The sequence below is a fragment of the Rhizobacter sp. P2_H3 genome (assembly GCF_056403355.1).
Genome location: NZ_JBFUFQ010000020.1, coordinates 19,788 through 38,368 on the forward strand (window position 1 = coordinate 19,788; position 18,581 = coordinate 38,368).

The window sequence follows — 18,581 nt, forward strand, 5'->3', positions numbered from 1 at the left end:
TGGCTTCGCGCCGCCCTGCGTCAGGGCGTGGCTTGCGCGCTGACCAGCCGCCCGGTGCGCGCCTGGAACGCGCAGCGGTAGGTGAACGGGATCGAATTCATGCCGGGCGCGCGTTCGACGGCGCCCTGGCCGTCGAGCCAGGTGCCGTCGTCGGGGGCGGGCTGCAGGCGGCGCGTCTCGGCATCGAAGGCGATGCGGCCGACGCGCGGGTACTTGTCCTTCAGCGTCGCGGCGATTGCGGTCTCGCAGGCGTCGGGCGAGACCTTGCTGAGGTCGGGCTCCCAGGCCTTCTCGACGAGGGGCCGGGTGCTGCCGGTCTCGCGGAACACGACGCCCGAGGTCTCGTTCGACTCGGCGTTGTACGCGCAGCGGTAGGTGAAGCTGTGCACGCCGGTCGCGGTGGTCTTGTAGCGGCCGGCGCCCTTGACGGTGGTCTCGTCGCCGGTGGCCGGCAGCAGCGAGCGCTGTGCGGCGATGAACTCGATGTCGCGTGCTTCCTTGCCGCGCATCTCGCGGATGGTGTCGGCGACGGCGGTCTCGCAGCGTTCGGCGGGCTTCGGATCGGTCGCCGCGGGGGTGGAAGCGGCCGGGGCGGCGAGCGCGACGCGGGCCGTGGACAGCAGGATCAGCAAGGGCAGGGACCGGATCAGGCGCATGGGAAGACAACGTGGGAGATGAGAGCAGCGGCAAGGGTACACGCTGCGACGCGCGAGGGGAACCGCTGTTGCACCTCGGGCGCCGCGGTCAGCCGTCCTGTGCGGCGGCCGATCGGCGCGCCTGGTGGCGCTGCACCTTGGCGCGGTTGCCGCAATCGCCCATCGAGCACCAGCGGCGCGGCGCGCCGCGGCTGTCGTCGAGGAACAGCCAGCCGCACAGCGGCCCGGCGCAMAGCCGCATGCGGGCGGCGCGCGGCGAGCAGAACAGCGTCAGGCCCTCGCGCGCGAGCAGCGTGCGCAACGAGGCCGCGCTGTCGTCGGCGGTGCCGCGCCAGCGCAGGCCGGCCTGCGTGTGGCTGACGCGCGGGCCATCGCCGGAAGCCAGGTCGTTCAGCAGCGTGAGCGCCGCGGCGGGCGGCTTCGTGCCCTGCGCGATCGCGAGGCCGACGCGAAACACCGCATCGCGCGCGGCGATCACCGGCGCGAGCTCGTCGGTCGACGCCTTCAGCGCCGCGGCGCCGCGTGCGTCGACCAGGTCCTGCTCGAGGCACCACTGCGCGAAGCGCGCCCAGCTGCTCAATCGCTCGGACGGCGTGTCGGACAGGTGATCGCCGGCGGTGTTCGCGAACTCCAGCGCGAGCGCGCCGCCGACGCCGGCCGAGAGGGTGGCCATCAGCGCCGCCCTTATGTCGATGGTGGCCAGTAGCGCTGCTCGGTGTCGGCAAAGCGCGGGTGGGCGTCGATGCGCGACAGCAACTCGGCGAAGCCGGGCCGTGCCGAGGCCAGGTGCGGGCGCGTGCCGAAGCACCTGGACAGCGCAGCGGCCATCAGGTCGAGTGCGCCGGGGGTGTCGCCACCGAGGAAGGCGGCCGATGGCGGCGCGGCGAAGCTGTCGGCGAACACCTCCCACAGCCCGTGCAGGTGGCGGCGGGTCTGCGCGCGGATGCGCCTGGCCTCGTCGTCGCTGCAGGCCTCGCAGAAGCGCTCGGGGAAGTCGATCACCGTGATGGCGGGGTAGACGTTGGCCGCCAGGTAGACGAGCCCGCGCAGGTGGCTGGCGCGCGCGGCCGCGTCGGCGGGCAGCAGCCGGGCCTCGGGGTGCGTGAGGCCGAGGTGGATCAGGATCGCCGCCGTCTCGGTCAGCAGTTCGCCGCCGGCGCCTTGCAGCGTCGGGATCTGCACCAGCGGGTTGGCGAGCTTCAGCCGGTCGCGGCCGGGCGACTCGGTCCACGGCGCGGCCTCGACGGTCTCGAACGGCACGCCGCACAAGCGCAATGCGGCATCGACGGCAGCGCAGCCGACCGACCCGGGCGTGGCAAAGAGGGTGTACATGGCGGGTTCCTGAAGATGTCGAGGCGGCTTGATTCTGCCTAACCGGTTAGGCAAGTCAATCACCCTGATCGCATGTGCCGGGCAGTTGGGTTCAAATCGCGGGCATGAGCAAGGCGTTCACCAAAGAGACCGATTCCAGCGACGACGAGGACGACGAGGTCGGCCTGCCGGCGTTGCCGCAGGGCACGCGCAACTACATGACGCCCGGCGGCTACCAGGCGCTGCGCCACGAGCTGCTGACGCTGCTCGACGACGAGCGGCCGAAGGTCGTCGAGGTGGTGTCGTGGGCCGCGAAGAACGGCGACCGTTCCGAGAACGGCGACTACCTGTACGGCAAGAAGCGGCTGCGCGAGATCGATCGCCGCATCCGCTTCCTGACCAAGCGGCTCGACATCGCCGAGGTCGCCGACCCGTCGCTGCACCACGGCAACGACCAGGTGTTCTTCGGCGCGACGGTGACCTATGCGAACGAGCGCGGCGAGGAGCGCACCGTCACGATCAAGGGTGTCGACGAATCGGACAGCAGCCGCGGCGAGATCAGCTGGATCGCGCCGATCGCGCGGGCGCTGCTGAAGGCGCGCATCGGCGACGAGGTGCAGTTGATGACGCCGGGCGGGCTCGAGCGGATCGAGGTGATCGACGTGAAATATCCGAAGCCGTAGGGATGGCCCGGAATGGCTTCCGGGCTACGGCTTGACGCGGGTCACGCGCAGCACGGGCGCCGCGCGGCGCAGCGTGCGCATCACGTCGGCCAGGTGCAGCCGGTCGCGCACGCTCAGCAGCAGGCGCAGCTCGATCGTCTGCGCCGCCGGTTCGTCGTCCATGTCGATGTGGGTGATGTCGGCCTCGGCCTCGCTGACGGCCGCCGCCACCTGGGCCAGCACGCCCTTGCCGTTCTTCAGCAGCAGCGTGACGCCGGTCTCGAACGCGCGCACCGGCTCCTCGGCCCACTCGACCGTCATCCAGCGCTCGCTGTCGCGCTCGAACAGGCGCTTCGCGGTGGAGCAGTCGACGGTGTGCACCAGCAGCCCCTCGCCGCGGCCGAGGTAGCCGACGATCGCGTCGCCGGGGATCGGGCGGCAGCACGGTGCCATCTGCACCGAGGCGCCCTCGCTGCCGTCGATCACCACCAGACCCTGCGACGGCGCGTTGTCGTCGGCGGCGTAGCGGCCCATCGTCAGCGTCAGCGCATCGGGGCGCTCGCCGCGCTCGCCCATCATCTGGGCCAGCCGCTTCGCGACGATGGTCGCGATCTTGCGGCCAAGGCCGATGTCGATCAGCAGCTCGGCGCGCGAGCGCGTGCCGCTCCAGCGCGCGAGTTGCTGCCACAGCGCGCCGGCAGCGGCATCCGCCGGGTCGCTGGCCGGCATGTTCAGGCCTTCGGCGCGCAGCGCCTGCGCGAGCAGCTTCTCGCCCAGCTGCTGCGACTCTTCCTGCTCCATGTTCTTCAGGTAGTGGCGGATCTTCGAGCGCGCCCGGCCGGTGCGCACGAAGTTCAGCCAGGCCGGGTTCGGCCGCGCGCCCGGTGCGGTGACGACCTCGACCACGTCGCCGCTGCGCAGCTCGGTGCGCAGCGCGACCGGGTCGCCGTTGACCTTGGCCGCGACGCAGTGGTCGCCGACGTCGGAGTGGATCGCGTACGCGAAGTCGACCGGCGTCGCGCCGCGCGGCAGCGCCATGATGCGGGACTTCGGCGTGAACACGTAGACCGCATCGGGGAACAGGTCGATCTTGACGTGCTCGAGGAACTCGTTGGCGTCGCGCGTCTCGTCTTGAATATCGATCAGCGACTGCAGCCACAGCGTGCCCAGGCGCTGCGCATCGTGCAGCTGCGTGGTGCCGCCGGCCTTGTACATCCAGTGCGCGGCGATGCCCTTCTCGGCCACCGCATGCATCGGCTCGGTGCGGATCTGGAACTCCACCGCCGTGCCCAGCGGGCTCACGAGCGTGGTGTGCAGCGACTGGTAGCCGTTCGCCTTCGGGATCGCGATGTAGTCCTTGAAGCGCCCGGGCAGCGGCTTGTACAGCTGGTGCAGCACGCCGAGCGCGAGGTAGCACTCGGGCAGCGTGCCGACCACGATGCGGAAGCCGAAGATGTCGTTCACCTGCGCGAAGCTGAAGTGCTTCTCGCGCATCTTGCTGTAGATCGAATAGAGCGTCTTCTCGCGGCCGAACACCTGCACCTTCTGCTGGGCCTGCGGCTGCGCGTCGGCGAAGGCCTTCTCGACCTCGCGCTGGATGCGCTCGACGATGTCGCGCCGGTAGCCGCGCGCGCGCAGCACCGCCTTCGACAGCGCCGCATGGCGCCACGGCCGGGTGTGCTGGAACGACAGCTCCTGCAGCTCGCGGTAGGTCTGGTTCAGGCCGAGCCGGTGCGCGATCGGCGCGTAGATGTCGAGCGTCTCGCGGGCGATGCGCATGCGCTTGGCCGATGCCATCGCGTCCATCGTGCGCATGTTGTGCAGGCGGTCGGCGAGCTTGATCAGGATCACGCGCACGTCGCGCGCCATCGCGAGCAGCATCTTGCGGAAGGATTCGGCCTGCGATTCCTCGCGCGTGGAGAACTGCAGCTTGTCGAGCTTGGTCAGGCCGTCGACGAGGTCGGCGGTGGACGAGCCGAAGCGCTCGATCAGCTCGACCTTGGTGACGCCGCAGTCCTCCATCGCGTCGTGCATCAGCGCGGCCATGATGGCCTGCGCGTCGAGCTTCCAGTCGGCGCACAGGCCGGCGACCGCGATCGGGTGCGTGATGTAGGGCTCGCCGCTCGCGCGGAACTGGCCCAGGTGGGCCTCGTCGGCGAAGCGGTAGGCCTCGCGCACGCGCTTGATGTCGGCGGCGTCGAGGTAGTCGAGCTTGTGGGTGAGCGCCGCGAACGAGGCGGCAGCCGCGTCCTTGGTGGCTGCCGGCACCGGCGTGCTGCCGCCGCGGCCCGACGGGGCGGGCGGCGCTTCACGCAAGGCAGTGGCCGGGGAACGGGCGTTCATGGCCCGAATTTATCGCGGATTCGCCGCAGACGCCGCCGTGGGGGCGCAGCAAGGGAAAACGAGAACGGCCCGCGAGGGGCCGTCCTGGGGTGAAGCAAGGCGTGCTTCAGGAGATCAGCAGATCAGATCGGCACCTTGCGCAGCATCTCGATGCCGATTTCGCCTTCGGCGATTTCGCGCAGCGCGGTCACGGCCGGCTTGTTCTTGGTCTCGATCTTCGGGGCGTGGCCCTGGCTCAGCATGCGGGCGCGGTAGGTCGCGGCCAGCACGAGCTGGAAGCGGTTGGGGATCTTGACGAGGCAGTCTTCGACAGTGATGCGGGCCATGGCAAGAACTCCGTTCTCAGTTGAGATTCAGGTTGGCAAAGACGGCAGGTTTGCTTCTTTGCAGCGCAGCGTACTTGAGACGCTGCGAGTGAACGATCGCCTTCAGGTCGAAGAGCGCCGACTCGAAGAGAGCGTTGATGATAACAAAGTCGAAATGTCGGGCTTGCGCGACCTCGACGCGGGCATTCGTCAGGCGCTGCTCGATGACATCCGGGTGGTCCTCGCCGCGGCGGTTCAGGCGCTGCGCGAGCTCCTCCCAGCTGGGCGGCAGGATGAAGATCAGGATCGCGTTCGGGAACAGCCGCTTGATCTGCAGCGCGCCCTGCCAGTCGATCTCGAGCACCACGTCGTGGCCGCCGGCGATGCGCTCCTCGATCGCCTGGCGCGAGGTGCCGTAGAGGTTGCCGTGCACCTCGGCCCATTCGAAGAAGTCGCCGGCCGCGATCTTGGCGCGGAACGCCGGCTCGCTGATGAAGAAGTACTCGCGCCCGTCCTGCTCCTGCCCGCGCGGCGCGCGCGTGGTGTGCGAGACCGACACCACCAGGTGCGAATCGAGTTCCAGCAAGGCCTTCACGAGGCTCGACTTGCCGGCGCCGCTCGGGGCGGCCACCACGAAGAGATTGCCGGGGTAATCCATCGCGCGGGATTTTGCACCAGCGCTCCACGTGTCCTGCAGCGCCTTGCCGGTGAGAAGTCGCTTGACCGGCGTGAATGTGCAGTTCTATGATTGAGTACTTGCTCAATTAAGTGATGTCACCGTGGCCCGACCCCGCAGCGAAGACAAGCAGAAGGCCATCCTCGACGCCGCCGTCGAGGAGTTCGCGGTGCGCGGCGTGTGGTCGACGCCGACCTCGGCGATCTCCAAGGCGGCCGGCGTCGCCGAAGGCACGCTGTTCACCTATTTCGCCAGCAAGGACGTGCTGGTCAACGCGCTGTACCGGGCGCTGAAGCTGGAGCTGGCCGACGCGATGATGGGCGATTACCCGCAGGCGGCCCCGGCGCGCGAGAAGTTCCGCCATGTGTGGACCCGCTACCTGGGCTGGGCAGCCGCGAACCCGCTGAAGTGCAAGGTGATGGGGCAATTGCGCGTCTCCGACCGCATCACGCCCGAGACCCGCGACGCCGGCAGTGCGCCGTTCGTCGAGCTGCTGCGCGAGGCCGAAGCCTGCGTGCGGCAGAAGCTGGTGCGCGACTACCCGGTGCAGTTCATCGGCGCGATGTTCAGCGGCCTGGCCGATGCCACGTTGGCCGCGCTGGCAGAGATGGCCGACCCCGACGGCAGCGGGCTCGATCCCGTCGCCGCCGGCTTCGACGTGTTCTGGAATGGCATTGCATTGAAGGGAAACGAATGAAAGTCCTGATCCTCGGCGCGACCGGCATGGTCGGCCAGGGCGTGCTGCGTGAATGCCTGCTCGACGCCGGCGTGTCGCAGGTGATCACGCTCGGGCGCATGCCGCCCGCCGTCGCGCACGCGAAGCTGACGAACCTCGCGCACGCCGACCTGCACGACCTGGCGCCGATCGAAGACAGCCTGCGCGGCATCGACGCCTGCTTCTTCTGCCTCGGCGTCTCGTCGCTCGGCATGAGCGAGGCCGACTACCGCCGCGTGACGCTGGACCTCACGCTCGCCATCGCCGGCACGCTGGCGCGCACCAGCCCGCAACTGTGCTTCGTCTACGTCTCCGGTGCCGGCACCGACAGCAGCGAGCGGGGGGGCATCGATGTGGGCCCGCGTGAAGGGCCGCACCGAGAACGAACTGATGCGCCTGCCGTTCCGCGCGGTATGGGGGTTCCGGCCCGGGGCGATCCAGCCGCTGCATGGCGCGCGCTCGAAGACCGGCTGGATCCACGCGTTCTACGTGGTGCTCGGCCCGCTGCTGAGCGGCCTGCGCCGGTTGTTCCCGGACCGGCTGCTGACCACCGAGAGCATCGGCCGCGCGATGCTGGCTGCGGCCCAGGGCGGGGATGTCCGCCAGGTGGCCGAGGCGCCGGCGATCCATGCACTGAGCCAGGGGCGTGTCGATGGGCGCTGAACGCCGCAAGCCGATCTGGCGCCGGGTTGCCTGGGGTGGCGCGTGTGCCGCCGCGCTGGCGGCGCTGGTGTTGTCCAGCGCCTGTTCCAGCTTCGGCCAGTGGAGCCGCAGCCCGCAGGAGCAGGCGCAGGTCCAGGCCTCGCCGCAATGGCACGACGGCCAGTTCAACAACCCGCAGCCGATGTGGAGCGACATGAAGCGCGCGCTGTGGCGGGCGTTCGATTCGGAACCCGGCCAGTCGCCCGCCGGCCCGGTGCCGGTGCTGCGCAGCCAGGGCGAGGCGTTCGCCGTCGCGCCGGCCAGCGGCCTGCGCGTGACCTGGTTCGGTCACTCGTCGACGCTGCTCGAAGTCGATGGGCAGCGCGTGCTGCTCGACCCGATCTGGAGCGAGCGGCCCTCGCCGGTGACCTGGGCCGGCCCGAAGCGCTGGTTCGCGCCGCCGATCCTGCTCGACAAGCTGCCGGCGATCGATGCGGTGCTCGTCTCGCACGATCACTACGACCACCTCGACCGCGCGACCGTGATGGCGCTGCAGGCGCGTGGCGCACGCTTCATCGTGCCGCTCGGGATCGGCGGGCACCTGCGCGGCTGGGGCGTGCCGAACGATCGCATCGTCGAGCTGGACTGGTGGCAGTCGACCGCGGTCGGCACGCTGCAGGTCACGGCGACACCGGCGCGCCATGCCTCGGGCCGCATCAACCCGCAGGCCGACCACACGCTGTGGAGCGGCTTCGCGCTGGTTGGGCCGCAGCACCGCGTCTGGTACTCCGGCGACACCGGCCTGTTCGACGAGATGAACGACATCGGCGCGCGCCTCGGCCCGTTCGACCTGACGCTGATCGAGTCGGGCCAGTACGACGCCGACTGGCCCGACTGGCATCTCGGGCCGGAGCAGGCGGTGCTGGCGCATCAGCGCGTGCGGGGGCAGCTGATGATGCCGGTGCACTGGGGTCTGTTCGCGCTGGCCCACCACGGCTGGACCGAGCCGGTCGAGCGCGTGCTGGCCGCGGCGGCGTGCCAGCACGTCAGCGTGCTGACGCCGCAGCCGGGGCAGAGTGTCGAGCCGCAGCAGCAGGCCTCGGCCTCGCGGTGGTGGCCGGCGCAGCCGTGGCACACGGCGGCCGAGCGGCCGGTGATCGCGACGAAGCGGGGCGATGCGGCGCAGCGCGTCGAATTGCCGCGCTGCTCGTAGCGCGCCTCACAGGCCGCGCACGGCCGCGGCCAGCGCGCGCATCGCCGGATCGATCTGCGCCGCCTCGATCAGCCCGTAGCCGAACAGCAGGCCGTTGAGCGACAGCGGCGGCCGCGTGCTCGCCGAGAGCGTGGCCAGCCGCACGCCGGCCTGCGCCGCGGGCGGCAGCCAGCGCTCGGCCGGCGTCGCGCCGTGCAGGGCGGCACACAGGTGCAGGCCGGCCAGCGAGGGCAGCGGCTGCAGCCGCTCGCCGAAATGCAGCCGCAGCGCCTCGAGCAAGGCCTGCTGCCGCCCGGCATAGACGCCGCGCATCCGGCGCACGTGGCGCGCCAGGTGGCCTTCGGCGATGAAGTCGGCCAGCGCCGCCTGGTTGATCGCCGGGACATGCCAGTTGCTCGCCAGCCGCGTGGCCACCAGCGCCGGCACCGCCCAGTGCGGCGCGACGACGAAGCCGACGCGCAATGCCATGAACATGCTCTTCGCGAAGGTGCCGACGTAGAAGACGCGCCGGCCGCGATCGAGCGTCTGCAGCGCGTCGAGCGGCCGGCCGCCGAGGCGGAATTCGCCGTCGTAGTCGTCCTCGATCACCAGCGCGTCGGCCTGCTGGGCATGCGCGAGCAACGCGGCCCGGCGCGCCGCCGACAGCGTCACGCCCAGCGGCGACTGGTGCGACGGCGACACGCTGATCAGGTCGATGCGGTCCGGCAGGCGGTCCACGCAGAGGCCGTGCTCGTCCACCGGCACGTCGTGCAGGCGGGCGCCGGCCTGCGCGAACGCGACACCGAGCGGCGGGTAGCCCGGGTTCTCCAGCGCGATCGTCGTGCGGCCGGGCGCCACCAGGCAGCGGGCCAGCAGGTCGAAGGCCTGTTGCGCACCGGCGGTGACGACCACCGCATCGGCATCGCAGGCCACCGCCCGCGCGTGCGACACGTGCCGCGCGATGGCTTCGCGAAGGCGCGGGTCGCCTTGCGGATCGCTGCCGGCGCCGCTGGCGCGCGACGCGGCGCGCAGCGCACGGGCAGTGAGGCGCCGCCAGACGTCGAACGGGAACTGGCGCTGGTCGGGGTAGCCGATGCGGAAGTCGAAGCGCAGCGGGGGCGACGGGCGTGCGGGTGCGCTGTCGCGCCAGGGCGCCGCCAGCTTGTGGGCCAGCGACGCGCCTGCGGCGTCGCCCGCCGGGCCGCCGTGGCGCGCCGAGACGTAGGTGCCGGAGCCGTGCCGGCCTTCGACATAGCCTTCGGCGAGCAGCAGGTCGTAGGCGGCCAGCGCGGTGCTGCGCGACACGCCGGCCAGCCCGGCGAGCTCGCGCGTGGCGGGCAGGCGGGCGCCCGCTGCGAGGCGGCCGTCGACGATGGCGGCGCGCAGCTGGTGGTGCAGTGCCTGCTGCACGTTGCCCGAGCCGCGCGCAGGCAGCTCGAGGCGCAGGTCGAAAAGTGGCTTGCTCATCCTGGCAGAAAGTGGATCTGGAAACGAACCACATTGAACGGCATCCTGAGGCCATCGACAAGACCCTGGAGCCCACGATGAACCACCCGATCTGTGCCACCTGCGGCACCCAGTTCGCGCTGTCGGCCGTGCCGCCGCAGCGCTGCCCCGTGTGCGAGGACGAGCGCCAGTACGTCGGCTGGAAGGGCCAGCGCTGGACGACACGGGCCGAGCTGGCCGCTTCTCACAAGCTGCGCATCGAGGACGACCAGGGCGTGCTCGGCATCGGCCTGGCGCCGGGCTTCGCGATCGACCAGCGTGCGATGTTCCTGCCCACCGACGCCGGCAACATCCTGTGGGAGAGCCTGAGCCTGGTGACGGACGAGGCGGTGCGGGCGCTGCGCGAGCGCGGCGGCGTCGACCTGATCGCGATCTCGCACCCGCACTTCTACGCGGCGATGGTCGACTGGAGCGACGCGCTGGGCGGCGTGCCGATCCTGCTGCACGAGGCGGACCGCGAATGGGTGCTGCGGCCGGCGCCGCAGATCCGCTTCTGGGGCGGTGATGAGCTGCGCCTGTCCGACGGCGTCACGCTGCTGCGCTGCGGCGGGCACTTCGCCGGCAGCACCGCGTTGCACTGGCGGGACGGGCCGCGGCCCGGCGGCGCGCTGTTCCCCGGTGACGCGCTGCAGGTGGTGCAGGACCGCCGGCACGTGTCGTTCATGTACAGCTACCCGAACCTGATCCCGATGGCGCCTGCTGCGGTGTCGCGCCTGCGGCAGCTGCTGCAGGGGCGACGCTTCGACGATGTCTTCGGCTACACCTGGGGGCGCAACATCATCGGTGACGGGGCGTCCGCGGTGGACGAATCGTTCGATCGATACCTGCGCGCGATCGGTGTCGAGCGCGATGAGATCTCGTCAGGAAAAAAAGTTGTTGACGGGTCAGTAAAGACTCTTTACAGTCCGCCTCCTCGATTGATCGATCGAACCGAACTTCTTCAAGGACCTGCCTCGTGAACAAGCTGCTGACTTCCGTTGCCAAGCGCGCCCTGCCGGGCGTGATCGGGCTGGCGTGTCGCACACAGCTTGATCGACATGAGGATCGGGTTCATCCGGGAGAAGGAGGCGCATAGGCGGCGCCCCTTCCAAGCTCTGTTCGCAGAGGCCCGGATCTGATGAGGATCCGGGCCTTTTCTCTTTTCGATATCAGACAGGTCGCGTCGAATCCCGCACGCGATACCAGATCAAACAAATCGGCCGCAACGATTGGGCGGCGCCGGAACCCGTGACCGGATGGATTGAATGCTCCGTTGACTCAGTGGCCAGAGTGCCGGCCTGTCTAGCCGGAAGCCGCGGGTTCGACTCCCGCACGGGGCGCCACAAGACAGGAGAGCCTCGTTAGCTCAGTTGGATCAGAGCGCCGGCCTACGAAGCCGGAGGTCGCACGTTCGAGTCGTGCACGAGGCACCAGCAACCCCATCTCGACGTAGCCAAGTGGTCGAAGGCATCTGGCTGCAAACCAGACGGCGCAAGCCCGCATCCGTTCGAATCGGATCGTCGAGTCCATCAGTTCAGATCAACCCCCTCGTGGCGGAATTGGCAGACGCACCGGTCTCAGAAGCCGGCGCCGCAGGGCATGTCCGTTCGACTCGGACCGAGGGGACCACACATCGTTTTCATCAGCCGGGCCGCGAAAGGAGGCCACCATGCACCCTCGTCACAACCACGTGCTGCAACTCGACATCCAGGGCACGCCCCAGGCGTGGATCACGCTGGAGCATGCTGCTTCGCACGTGGCTGCGGATGCGGTGGCCTGGGTCGACGGCGATGGCCCGCTGGCCACGCTGCGCGGTGGTTTCAACGTCGCACGCGGCCGTCAGTCGGTGATCGACGTGCACCCGATCATCGCGTTGCGCGGTGCGTCGAGCGTCAACCTCTTCGACGTGGTACCGGCCTTCAGCAAGGGCAAGCTGTTCCGCCGCGACCGCATGACCTGTGCGTACTGCAGCCAGTGCTTTCCGGAGCGCGACCTGCAGTGCGAACACATCGTGCCGGAGTCCCGCGGCGGCGGCTGGACATGGATGAACCTCGTCACCGCCTGCGCCGCGTGCAACGGCCGCAAGGCCGCCCGCACGCCCGAGGAGGCCCGCATGCCGCTGGTGTACCTGCCGTACGTGCCGAGTCGCTTCGAAGGCTTCCTGCTTGAAGGCCGGCACATCCGGGCCGACGTGCACGAGTGGCTGGCGGCGCGACTGCCGAAGGGATCGCGGCTGGGTTGAGCATCTTTCGGAACCATTGCGACCTCGGGCGTTACCAAGGCGATCATGGGCATTGAACTGGTTCTCGCCTGCTGAGCCCGCGCTGTCATGCGGGCCATCAGCGACTTTCTGAGGGGCCAGGCCGCTGCACTGCGACGAATCGCCGGCGCGACGCGTGGTGACATGAGTGTCGAAGACGTCAAGCAGGAAGCTTGGCTTGTCGCGGCCGACATCGGACAGCGACGAGGCTATCCGGTCGATTTCGGCGATCCTGCGGATCAGCAGTCCGTGCTGAAGTGGCTCTACTGCAAGCTCGTGAAGTTTGCCGAGAAGCAGATGCGACACGCAGTTCGCCTCGACAAGGACTGGGACCAGGAAGATTCCGAATTTGCCGCAAGCGCCTTGGCACGCTTGCTCACCTCACCGCTGGATTCCGACCCGTTGGTGCGGCTGCAGCAGGCAGAGGACGACGTCGACTACGCGAAGATGGTCCGGCACAGCTACTCCGAGGCGTCGGCCTATGTGCTGTTGCTGATCAGGTTCGACTGGGATGCCGACGCGCTTTCCGCGGACCTGCGAATTGCGGTGCAGACCTTGCGCAAGCGCCTGCGGCTGTGTGGCATCAAGGCCAAGGTCCAGCCTTCGCTTTTCGATGGCCAGGCCGTCATTGATCCCGGCTTCGAGCCGCGTCGGGCGCACTGACCCGGTGACCGGCGTCTTGTCGAGGCCATCGTTCACCAGCGGTGCTGGCAATTCTCCTGAGCCTCAGGCTCGGGCGGCAACATGGGTTTGCCACTCTTTGCACAACTTGCGGAATGAACGGCTGTTGTCGAACGCTTGCTGCAGGTCAATTCGGGCAGCGAACGCGGGTTGATCGAGAATTTCGCTGTAGGTGCCGCTTTGCATGTGCGCTCTCATCCAGCCCTTGGCGTTGCGCGGAGTTTCTGCCTGCATTTTTTCCTCAGGCGCCAGAGAGAATCCACGTGCTCCTTGCAAGGAGGGAGCCGCAGCGATGAACCAGGCTTCGAACTCCCGATTCGCCAGCACAACCGACAAACGCTGATGCGGGATATGTTGTTGCGCCCGTTGGTAGATTTCCCGACCCAGGCTTGCCGGGCAATCGTCATCGGCATCCAGCACGATCAGAACCCATCCGTCGTGACCACTCTTGGCTGCGGCAAGAAGCAGTTGCCTGCGGAATTCATCATCCTTGTTCAGGAATTTGTCGCGTCGAACTCGAATGGGTTGCAGCAGGTTGACCAACGCGGCGGGATCTCGTTCCGAAGCCAGTCTACGCAACAGGATTGGCAATGCGGAGACCTCTCCGTCTCCTTCCACGATCGATGCGATCGAGATCACAGCCGGGCCTCACCGAACAAGTCTGTCTGGCTCGCGCTCTGCTGCGCGATGATGTCGCGGTCAGGTGCGAGCTGGTTCATGCGCAGCAGCTCACCGGCGGAAAACAGGTGATTGCGCAACACTTGGCGAGAGGCTTCGTCCAACGGCGCAATTTTTGTTTCTCCGCCTTCCGAGATGACGGAGATGATCGAATCGGCATCGATGCCGCGGTCATCCAGCAGGTCGGGACTGTGACTGGTCACCAGAACTTGTGTTTGGTTGGAGGCATGAACCAGCACCTCGCGCAGGGCAGCGCTGGCCGCTGGATGCAGCGCAGTTTCAGGCTCTTCGATACCGATCAGCGTCGGGGAGTAGTCGACGTTGCTTTGCAGCAAGGCGGTCATCACGCCAAGCGCTCGCAGCGTGCCATCGGACATGTTCTGCGCCAGAAACTTCCAAGGGTGCTTGGCGCCGGCCATTTCCTGTCGAAACTCCAGCGTTTCCATGGGTCCGATGGACTTGCGCTCCATGCCATGCACCATTGGAACCACCGACTGAAGATACTCTTCGATGGTCTTCACACGATCGGGCGCGACGCGCTCCAGATGGCCGATCACACTGGCGATGTTCTCGCCAACGGGCTTGAGCAGGCGACCATCCTGCGGCTTTTGGAGTTCCCGCATCAGCTTGGGATTCAGGTTGTAAAAACCCATCGCTGTCAACGCATCGAATACAGGCCTGAATGCCGTGAAGCCCGATGCAGCTACCAAGGCGAGTCGGTCCGCCGTCACGGCTGGGAAGGTGGATTCGCTGCTGTCGCGCAGCTGACCTTTGGACATCCGAAAGAAGGGGCCTTTCCCGATCCCGGTGATGACGCACTCTTCATGCTGCACCTCATAGCTGCCGCTTGCCATCGCGCCGATGTCGAAGGCATATCGTCCCTCGCGACCATCTCGCAGGCGAAACTCAAGCCGAATGCCGAAATGCGTCGGATGACCACTGGAGCGGCGGCGCACTTCGTTCAAGCCGCCACGCTCGTTGATGGCGCTGTCCAAGGATCCAGCCAGGGCGTCTCGAACAAAGTGCAGCGCGTCCAGAAAGTTGCTTTTCCCGGCGCCGTTATGACCGACCAGGTAAGTCAGAGGATGCAGGCGCACATCGCAATGTCCGATGCTCTTGTAGTTGCGCAGCACCACACGTCGAATGCAAACGGTCTGGGGCATGTAAACCTCTCTGTCTTGAAGGAGTCGTGACGAACGTGCTCGCCGGGCATGTTCGCTACGCGTGTGCCCGGGGACTCGACACAAGGCTGGCGAACCTTACTCGAGGTTCTGCACCTGCTCCCGCAACTGCTCGATCGCGACCTTCATCTCCACCGAGATGTTGGTCAGCTCCAGCGTCGAGGCCTTCGAGCCCAGCGTGTTGGCCTCGCGCAGCAGCTCCTGGATCAGGAAGTCGAGCCGCTTGCCGACCTCGCCGCCGGCCTTCAGCAGGCGGGCGATCTCTTCCAGGTGGGCGCGCAGGCGGGCCAGCTCCTCGGCCACGTCGATGCGGATCGCATAGGCCGCCGCCTCGTTCAGCGCACGGTCCTGCAAGGCCTCGCGGGCGATGCTCTGTGCCGCGCCGGTCACGTCCAGCGCCTCCTGCCAGCGCTCGACGAAACGCTGCTGCTGGCGCTGCACCGCGGCCGGCACCAGCGGCTCGGCCTGCGTCGCCAGTTCGCGCAGGCGCTTCACGCGCTCCATCAGCACCGCCACCAGCTTCTCGCCCTCGCGCTCGCGCGCTTCGGCCAGGCCGTCGATGCAGCGCCGCGCGGCATCCAGCGCCGCTTCGTCCAGGTGCTCGGCCGCCGAGCCCGTCTTGCACCACTGCAAGACCTCGTGCACCGACAGCGGCTGCGCCTTCGGCAACCAGCTCTGCACGGTGTTCTCGATGCGGCTCAGGCGGTTCAGCTGGTCCGGCTGGGGCGTCGGCCAGGCCGATTCGTTTTCCCGATGGGTGTTCAAGCGCAATTCGACCTTGCCGCGCCGGAAGCGCTTGGTGATCAGGTCGCGCAACACCGGCTCCAGCGAGCGGAACTCGTCCGGCAGGCGCAGGCTCAGGTCGAGGAAGCGGTTGTTGACGGAACGCAGTTCCACCATCACGCTGGACGCGGTCGCCGCCGGCGACCGGGGGGCGGAAGCATCTGCCGCCACCGTGCTATCTGTGGCGGTTTGCGCCCCGGAGGTGGCGCTTGCGTACCCGGTCATGCTGTAGACTGGCATTCAATTTATCGCATTGCAAAATCCGATTATGTCAAAGCCAAAACCCGCTCCGTTGCCGTCGGGCACGGTCGTCGGTGGCTACCAGGTCATCAAGAAGCTGGCAGCCGGGGGCTTTGGGGTCGTCTACCTGGCCGAAGATTCCGACCGGCACCTGGTGGCCGTCAAGGAATACCTGCCGTCCTCGCTGGCCGAGCGCGCGCCCGGCGAACTGACGCCGCGCGTCAAGCCCGAGAAGCAGCCGCTGTACCGCCTGGGGCTCAAGAGCTTCTTCGAAGAAGGCCGTTCGCTCGCGCAGATCAGCCACCCGAGCGTGGTCAGCGTGCTGAACTTCTTCCGCGAGAACGAAACCGTCTACATGGTGATGAACTACCTGCAGGGCGACACCCTGCAGGATTTCATCGTCACCGCGCGCGACCTGAAGCGCGACAAGGTGTTCCGCGAGTCCACCATCCGCAGCCTGTTCGACGAGATCCTGCGCGGCTTGCGCATCGTGCACCAGCACAAGATGCTGCACCTGGACATCAAGCCGGCCAACATCTTCATCACGAACGAGAACAAGGCGGTGCTRCTCGACTTCGGCGCGGCGCGCGAGGTGCTGAGCAAGGAAGGCAACTTCATCCGCCCGATGTACACGCCCGGCTTCGCCGCGCCCGAGATGTACCGCCGCGACGGCACGCTCGGCCCCTGGACCGACATCTACGCGATCGGCGCCTGCATCTACGCCTGCATGCAGGGCTATCCGCCCAACGATTCCCCGCAACGCATCGAGAAAGACCGCCTCGCGCTGTCGCTCTCGCGGCTGCGCAACGTCTATTCCGACAACCTCATTGAAGTAACCGAGTGGTGCATGTCGCTGGATCCCTTGTCGCGCCCGCAAAGCGTTTTTGCCCTTCAGAAGGAACTGGCGCGCGAGACCGAGCGTCGCTATACCAAGCTCAGCTTCAGTGAACGGCTGAAGCTGCAGCTCGAGAACCTCACGACCGGCGCGAAGGGCTGAGGGCATGCGATTCACCGTGTACCAGGTCAGCCGAAAAGGCGGCCGCGAGAAGAACGAAGACCGCATGGGCTATTGCTACACGCGGGATTCGGGGCTGTTCGCGCTCGCTGACGGCATGGGCGGCCACCCCGAAGGCGAGGTCGCCTCGCAGCTCGCGCTGCAGACGCTCGCCGCGATGTACCAGCGCGATGCCAAGCCCACGCTGAAGGAGCCGATGCGCTTCCTGCACGAGGCCATCATCGCCGGCCACCACCAGCTGCTGCGCTATGCCACGCAGAAGGCGCTGATCGATACGCCGCGCACCACTGTCGTCGCCTGCGTGCTGCAGGGCAACAACGCGTACTGGGCGCACTGCGGCGATTCGCGGCTGTACCTGGTGCGCGGCGACAAGCTGGTCGCCCGCACCCGCGACCACTCGTACTCCGAACTGCAGGAAACGCTGAGCCACGTCGTGCCGATGGGCGAGCGCTTCAACCGCAACGTGCTGTTCACCTGCCTGGGCAGCCCGGGCAAGCCGGTGGTCGATACCGTCGGCCCGCTGGTGCTGCAAAGCGGCGACCGCCTGCTGCTGTGCTCCGACGGCCTGTGGGGCACCGTCAGCGATGCGGTGATCACCGAGCAGCTGGCGCGCAACACGCTGGCCGATGCGGTGCCCGAGCTGGTCGAGCAGGCGCTGCGCAACGGCGGCGCGAAGAGCGACAACGTGACGGTGCTGGCCGTCGAATGGGAATCGGCCGAAGACAACGACAGCAACGGCGGCATCTCCACCGACACGCTGGGCGAGGAAGTCTTCGCGTCGACGATCCAGGCGAGCGTGCTGGGCCAGGAGGCCCCCGACGAGCTCGACGATGCCGAAATCGAGCGCTCGATCAAGGAAATCAACGAGGCGATCCGCCGCTCGTCGCAGAAAAAGCCCTGACGGCACGCCGGGCCCGTCCCGGCGTAAGCTTCGCCCCCATGACCTTCCGAGTCCGCTCGCGCCCGTCGCGATGCGGACTTTGTCTTTCACGACACCACCTTCATCGCCTGCACACCCCATGAGCTTCATCCGCACCCAAGGTCGCGCCGCTGATGCGCTGCGCCCCGTCAGCATCCGCCGCCATTTCACGAAGCACGCCGAAGGTTCGGTGCTGGTCTCGTTCGGCGACACCCAGGTGCTGTGCACCGCGTCGGTCGAAGAGAAGGTGCCGCCGCACAAGCGCGGCAGCGGCGAGGGCTGGGTGACCGCCGAATACGGCATGCTGCCGCGCGCCACGCACACCCGCGGCGACCGCGAGGCGGCGCGCGGCAAGCAGAGCGGGCGCACGCAGGAGATCCAGCGCCTGATCGGCCGCTCGCTGCGCTGCGTGTTCGACCTGAAGAAGCTGGGCGAGCGCAGCATCCACCTCGACTGCGACGTGATCCAGGCCGACGGCGGCACGCGCACCGCGGCGATCACCGGCGCCTGGGTGGCGGCGCAAGACGCCGTCAGCTGGCTGCAGCGCAAGGGGCTGATCACCGAATCGCCGATACGCGATGCGGTGGCGGCGATCTCGGTGGGCATCGTCGACGGCACGCCGCTGCTCGACCTGGAGTACGTCGAGGATGCGGGCTGCGACACCGACATGAACGTCGTGATGACCGCCGCCGGCGGCTTCGTCGAGGTGCAGGGCACGGCCGAGGGCGCGGCCTTCTCGCGCGACGAGATGGGCGCGCTGCTGGCGCTGGCCGACAAGGGCATCCGCGAACTGGTGGCCGCGCAGCGGGCCGCGCTGGCGGGCTGAGCGCGAGGGTT

General features: G+C 68.2%; 20 protein-coding genes, 4 tRNA genes and 1 pseudogene. 15 read left to right on the forward strand and 10 right to left on the reverse strand.

The window, feature by feature from the left end; all coding sequences use genetic code 11:
• Positions 1-20: 20 nt before the first annotated feature.
• From AC1D1T_RS06465 to AC1D1T_RS06475, 3 genes are all read right to left on the reverse strand, one after another.
• A complete protein-coding gene (locus AC1D1T_RS06465; protein WP_477827729.1) occupies positions 21-656 on the reverse strand; it encodes a hypothetical protein in 636 nt (211 codons plus the stop codon).
• Between the two features lie 88 nt (positions 657-744).
• Positions 745-1,329 (reverse strand): CGNR zinc finger domain-containing protein, encoded by a 585-nt coding sequence (locus AC1D1T_RS06470; RefSeq protein ID WP_477840905.1) that lies wholly within the window; start codon positions 1,327-1,329, stop codon positions 745-747.
• 11 nt (positions 1,330-1,340) lie between these two features.
• Positions 1,341-1,988: a glutathione S-transferase family protein gene (locus AC1D1T_RS06475; RefSeq protein WP_477827781.1), complete on the reverse strand. Its 648-nt coding sequence runs from the start codon at positions 1,986-1,988 to the stop codon at positions 1,341-1,343.
• 104 nt (positions 1,989-2,092) lie between these two features.
• Here AC1D1T_RS06475 and greB point away from each other — a divergent pair, with 104 nt between their 5' ends.
• Positions 2,093-2,650 carry a transcription elongation factor GreB gene (gene greB / locus AC1D1T_RS06480; RefSeq protein ID WP_047507416.1) on the forward strand — a complete coding sequence of 186 codons (558 nt, stop codon included), beginning with the start codon at positions 2,093-2,095 and terminating at the stop codon, positions 2,648-2,650.
• A gap of 24 nt (positions 2,651-2,674) precedes the next feature.
• Here greB and AC1D1T_RS06485 read toward each other — a convergent pair whose 3' ends face one another.
• The 3 genes from AC1D1T_RS06485 to gmk all read right to left on the reverse strand — a co-directional run bounded on the left by AC1D1T_RS06485 (position 2,675) and on the right by gmk (position 5,935).
• A complete protein-coding gene (locus AC1D1T_RS06485; RefSeq protein WP_047507418.1) occupies positions 2,675-4,972 on the reverse strand; it encodes a RelA/SpoT family protein in 2,298 nt (765 codons plus the stop codon).
• Positions 4,973-5,094: 122 nt separating this feature from the next.
• Positions 5,095-5,298, reverse strand: a complete 204-nt coding sequence (gene rpoZ / locus AC1D1T_RS06490; protein ID WP_047507421.1) for a DNA-directed RNA polymerase subunit omega — start codon at positions 5,296-5,298, stop codon at positions 5,095-5,097.
• 16 nt (positions 5,299-5,314) lie between these two features.
• Positions 5,315-5,935, reverse strand: a complete 621-nt coding sequence (gene gmk / locus AC1D1T_RS06495) for a guanylate kinase (protein WP_047507424.1) — start codon at positions 5,933-5,935, stop codon at positions 5,315-5,317.
• Between the two features lie 121 nt (positions 5,936-6,056).
• Here gmk and AC1D1T_RS06500 point away from each other — a divergent pair, with 121 nt between their 5' ends.
• The 4 genes and pseudogenes from AC1D1T_RS06500 (at position 6,057) to AC1D1T_RS06515 (ending at position 8,523) form a co-directional block, all read left to right on the forward strand.
• The gene (locus AC1D1T_RS06500; RefSeq protein WP_477829423.1) at positions 6,057-6,650 is read left to right on the forward strand and encodes a TetR/AcrR family transcriptional regulator; all 594 of its coding nucleotides are present in this window, start codon (positions 6,057-6,059) and stop codon (positions 6,648-6,650) included.
• A 26-nt stretch (positions 6,651-6,676) separates the two neighbouring features.
• Positions 6,677-6,922: pseudogene (locus AC1D1T_RS06505) on the forward strand (Rossmann-fold NAD(P)-binding domain-containing protein); the annotation flags it as partial.
• Between the two features lie 97 nt (positions 6,923-7,019).
• Positions 7,020-7,331, forward strand: coding sequence for a hypothetical protein (locus AC1D1T_RS06510; RefSeq protein ID WP_477991668.1), 312 nt, complete (start codon positions 7,020-7,022; stop codon positions 7,329-7,331).
• A complete protein-coding gene (locus AC1D1T_RS06515; protein WP_477827226.1) occupies positions 7,321-8,523 on the forward strand; it encodes an MBL fold metallo-hydrolase in 1,203 nt (400 codons plus the stop codon). The genes AC1D1T_RS06510 and AC1D1T_RS06515 overlap by 11 nt, the downstream gene beginning before the upstream one ends.
• A gap of 6 nt (positions 8,524-8,529) precedes the next feature.
• On the opposite strand, the gene pdxR is transcribed toward AC1D1T_RS06515, so the two are convergent.
• Entirely contained in the window at positions 8,530-9,969 is a 1,440-nt protein-coding gene (gene pdxR, locus AC1D1T_RS06520) for a MocR-like pyridoxine biosynthesis transcription factor PdxR (protein WP_477827227.1), read from the reverse strand.
• A gap of 77 nt (positions 9,970-10,046) precedes the next feature.
• Between pdxR and AC1D1T_RS06525 the strand changes: the two genes are divergently transcribed.
• The 7 genes from AC1D1T_RS06525 to AC1D1T_RS06555 all read left to right on the forward strand — a co-directional run bounded on the left by AC1D1T_RS06525 (position 10,047) and on the right by AC1D1T_RS06555 (position 12,910).
• Positions 10,047-10,967 carry an MBL fold metallo-hydrolase gene (locus AC1D1T_RS06525; RefSeq protein WP_477827228.1) on the forward strand — a complete coding sequence of 307 codons (921 nt, stop codon included), beginning with the start codon at positions 10,047-10,049 and terminating at the stop codon, positions 10,965-10,967.
• Positions 10,968-11,254: 287 nt separating this feature from the next.
• Positions 11,255-11,330, forward strand: a tRNA-Asp gene (locus AC1D1T_RS06530).
• Positions 11,331-11,342: 12 nt separating this feature from the next.
• Positions 11,343-11,420: transfer RNA gene (locus AC1D1T_RS06535), tRNA-Arg, on the forward strand.
• Positions 11,421-11,430: 10 nt separating this feature from the next.
• A tRNA-Cys gene (locus tag AC1D1T_RS06540) sits at positions 11,431-11,516 on the forward strand.
• A 15-nt stretch (positions 11,517-11,531) separates the two neighbouring features.
• A tRNA-Leu gene (locus AC1D1T_RS06545) sits at positions 11,532-11,616 on the forward strand.
• A 40-nt stretch (positions 11,617-11,656) separates the two neighbouring features.
• Positions 11,657-12,229, forward strand: a complete 573-nt coding sequence (locus tag AC1D1T_RS06550) for an HNH endonuclease (RefSeq protein ID WP_477828742.1) — start codon at positions 11,657-11,659, stop codon at positions 12,227-12,229.
• Between the two features lie 87 nt (positions 12,230-12,316).
• Positions 12,317-12,910, forward strand: coding sequence for a hypothetical protein (locus tag AC1D1T_RS06555; RefSeq protein WP_477828743.1), 594 nt, complete (start codon positions 12,317-12,319; stop codon positions 12,908-12,910).
• 63 nt (positions 12,911-12,973) lie between these two features.
• Here the strand turns inward: AC1D1T_RS06555 and AC1D1T_RS06560 are convergent, their stop codons facing one another.
• The 3 genes from AC1D1T_RS06560 to AC1D1T_RS06570 all read right to left on the reverse strand — a co-directional run bounded on the left by AC1D1T_RS06560 (position 12,974) and on the right by AC1D1T_RS06570 (position 15,810).
• Complete coding sequence (locus tag AC1D1T_RS06560; RefSeq protein WP_465114237.1) at positions 12,974-13,567, reverse strand: DUF4276 family protein; 594 nt, start codon at positions 13,565-13,567, stop codon at positions 12,974-12,976.
• Entirely contained in the window at positions 13,564-14,769 is a 1,206-nt protein-coding gene (locus tag AC1D1T_RS06565) for an AAA family ATPase (protein ID WP_465114236.1), read from the reverse strand. The genes AC1D1T_RS06560 and AC1D1T_RS06565 overlap by 4 nt, the downstream gene beginning before the upstream one ends.
• A 96-nt stretch (positions 14,770-14,865) precedes the next feature.
• Positions 14,866-15,810 carry a YicC/YloC family endoribonuclease gene (locus tag AC1D1T_RS06570; protein WP_047507436.1) on the reverse strand — a complete coding sequence of 315 codons (945 nt, stop codon included), beginning with the start codon at positions 15,808-15,810 and terminating at the stop codon, positions 14,866-14,868.
• Between the two features lie 28 nt (positions 15,811-15,838).
• Between AC1D1T_RS06570 and AC1D1T_RS06575 the strand changes: the two genes are divergently transcribed.
• The 3 genes from AC1D1T_RS06575 to rph all read left to right on the forward strand — a co-directional run bounded on the left by AC1D1T_RS06575 (position 15,839) and on the right by rph (position 18,570).
• The gene (locus AC1D1T_RS06575; RefSeq protein WP_047507438.1) at positions 15,839-16,807 is read left to right on the forward strand and encodes a serine/threonine protein kinase; all 969 of its coding nucleotides are present in this window, start codon (positions 15,839-15,841) and stop codon (positions 16,805-16,807) included.
• A gap of 4 nt (positions 16,808-16,811) precedes the next feature.
• Positions 16,812-17,726 carry a PP2C family protein-serine/threonine phosphatase gene (locus tag AC1D1T_RS06580; RefSeq protein WP_047507439.1) on the forward strand — a complete coding sequence of 305 codons (915 nt, stop codon included), beginning with the start codon at positions 16,812-16,814 and terminating at the stop codon, positions 17,724-17,726.
• A gap of 118 nt (positions 17,727-17,844) precedes the next feature.
• Positions 17,845-18,570, forward strand: a complete 726-nt coding sequence (gene rph, locus AC1D1T_RS06585; protein WP_465114235.1) for a ribonuclease PH — start codon at positions 17,845-17,847, stop codon at positions 18,568-18,570.
• Positions 18,571-18,581 lie beyond the last annotated feature (11 nt).

Coding starts and splice junctions, on each gene's coding strand:
- rph (WP_465114235.1), top strand. CDS start 17,845: ATGAGCTTCATCCGCACCCAAGGTCGCGCCGCTGATGCGCTGCGCCCC.
- pdxR (WP_477827227.1), bottom strand. CDS start 9,969: ATGAGCAAGCCACTTTTCGACCTGCGCCTCGAGCTGCCTGCGCGCGGC.
- gmk (WP_047507424.1), bottom strand. CDS start 5,935: ATGGATTACCCCGGCAATCTCTTCGTGGTGGCCGCCCCGAGCGGCGCC.
- AC1D1T_RS06550 (WP_477828742.1), top strand. CDS start 11,657: ATGCACCCTCGTCACAACCACGTGCTGCAACTCGACATCCAGGGCACG.
- rpoZ (WP_047507421.1), bottom strand. CDS start 5,298: ATGGCCCGCATCACTGTCGAAGACTGCCTCGTCAAGATCCCCAACCGC.
- AC1D1T_RS06555 (WP_477828743.1), top strand. CDS start 12,317: ATGCGGGCCATCAGCGACTTTCTGAGGGGCCAGGCCGCTGCACTGCGA.
- AC1D1T_RS06485 (WP_047507418.1), bottom strand. CDS start 4,972: ATGAACGCCCGTTCCCCGGCCACTGCCTTGCGTGAAGCGCCGCCCGCC.
- AC1D1T_RS06525 (WP_477827228.1), top strand. CDS start 10,047: ATGAACCACCCGATCTGTGCCACCTGCGGCACCCAGTTCGCGCTGTCG.
- AC1D1T_RS06510 (WP_477991668.1), top strand. CDS start 7,020: ATGTGGGCCCGCGTGAAGGGCCGCACCGAGAACGAACTGATGCGCCTG.
- AC1D1T_RS06565 (WP_465114236.1), bottom strand. CDS start 14,769: ATGCCCCAGACCGTTTGCATTCGACGTGTGGTGCTGCGCAACTACAAG.
- greB (WP_047507416.1), top strand. CDS start 2,093: ATGAGCAAGGCGTTCACCAAAGAGACCGATTCCAGCGACGACGAGGAC.
- AC1D1T_RS06570 (WP_047507436.1), bottom strand. CDS start 15,810: ATGCCAGTCTACAGCATGACCGGGTACGCAAGCGCCACCTCCGGGGCG.
- AC1D1T_RS06465 (WP_477827729.1), bottom strand. CDS start 656: ATGCGCCTGATCCGGTCCCTGCCCTTGCTGATCCTGCTGTCCACGGCC.
- AC1D1T_RS06475 (WP_477827781.1), bottom strand. CDS start 1,988: ATGTACACCCTCTTTGCCACGCCCGGGTCGGTCGGCTGCGCTGCCGTC.
- AC1D1T_RS06580 (WP_047507439.1), top strand. CDS start 16,812: ATGCGATTCACCGTGTACCAGGTCAGCCGAAAAGGCGGCCGCGAGAAG.
- AC1D1T_RS06515 (WP_477827226.1), top strand. CDS start 7,321: ATGGGCGCTGAACGCCGCAAGCCGATCTGGCGCCGGGTTGCCTGGGGT.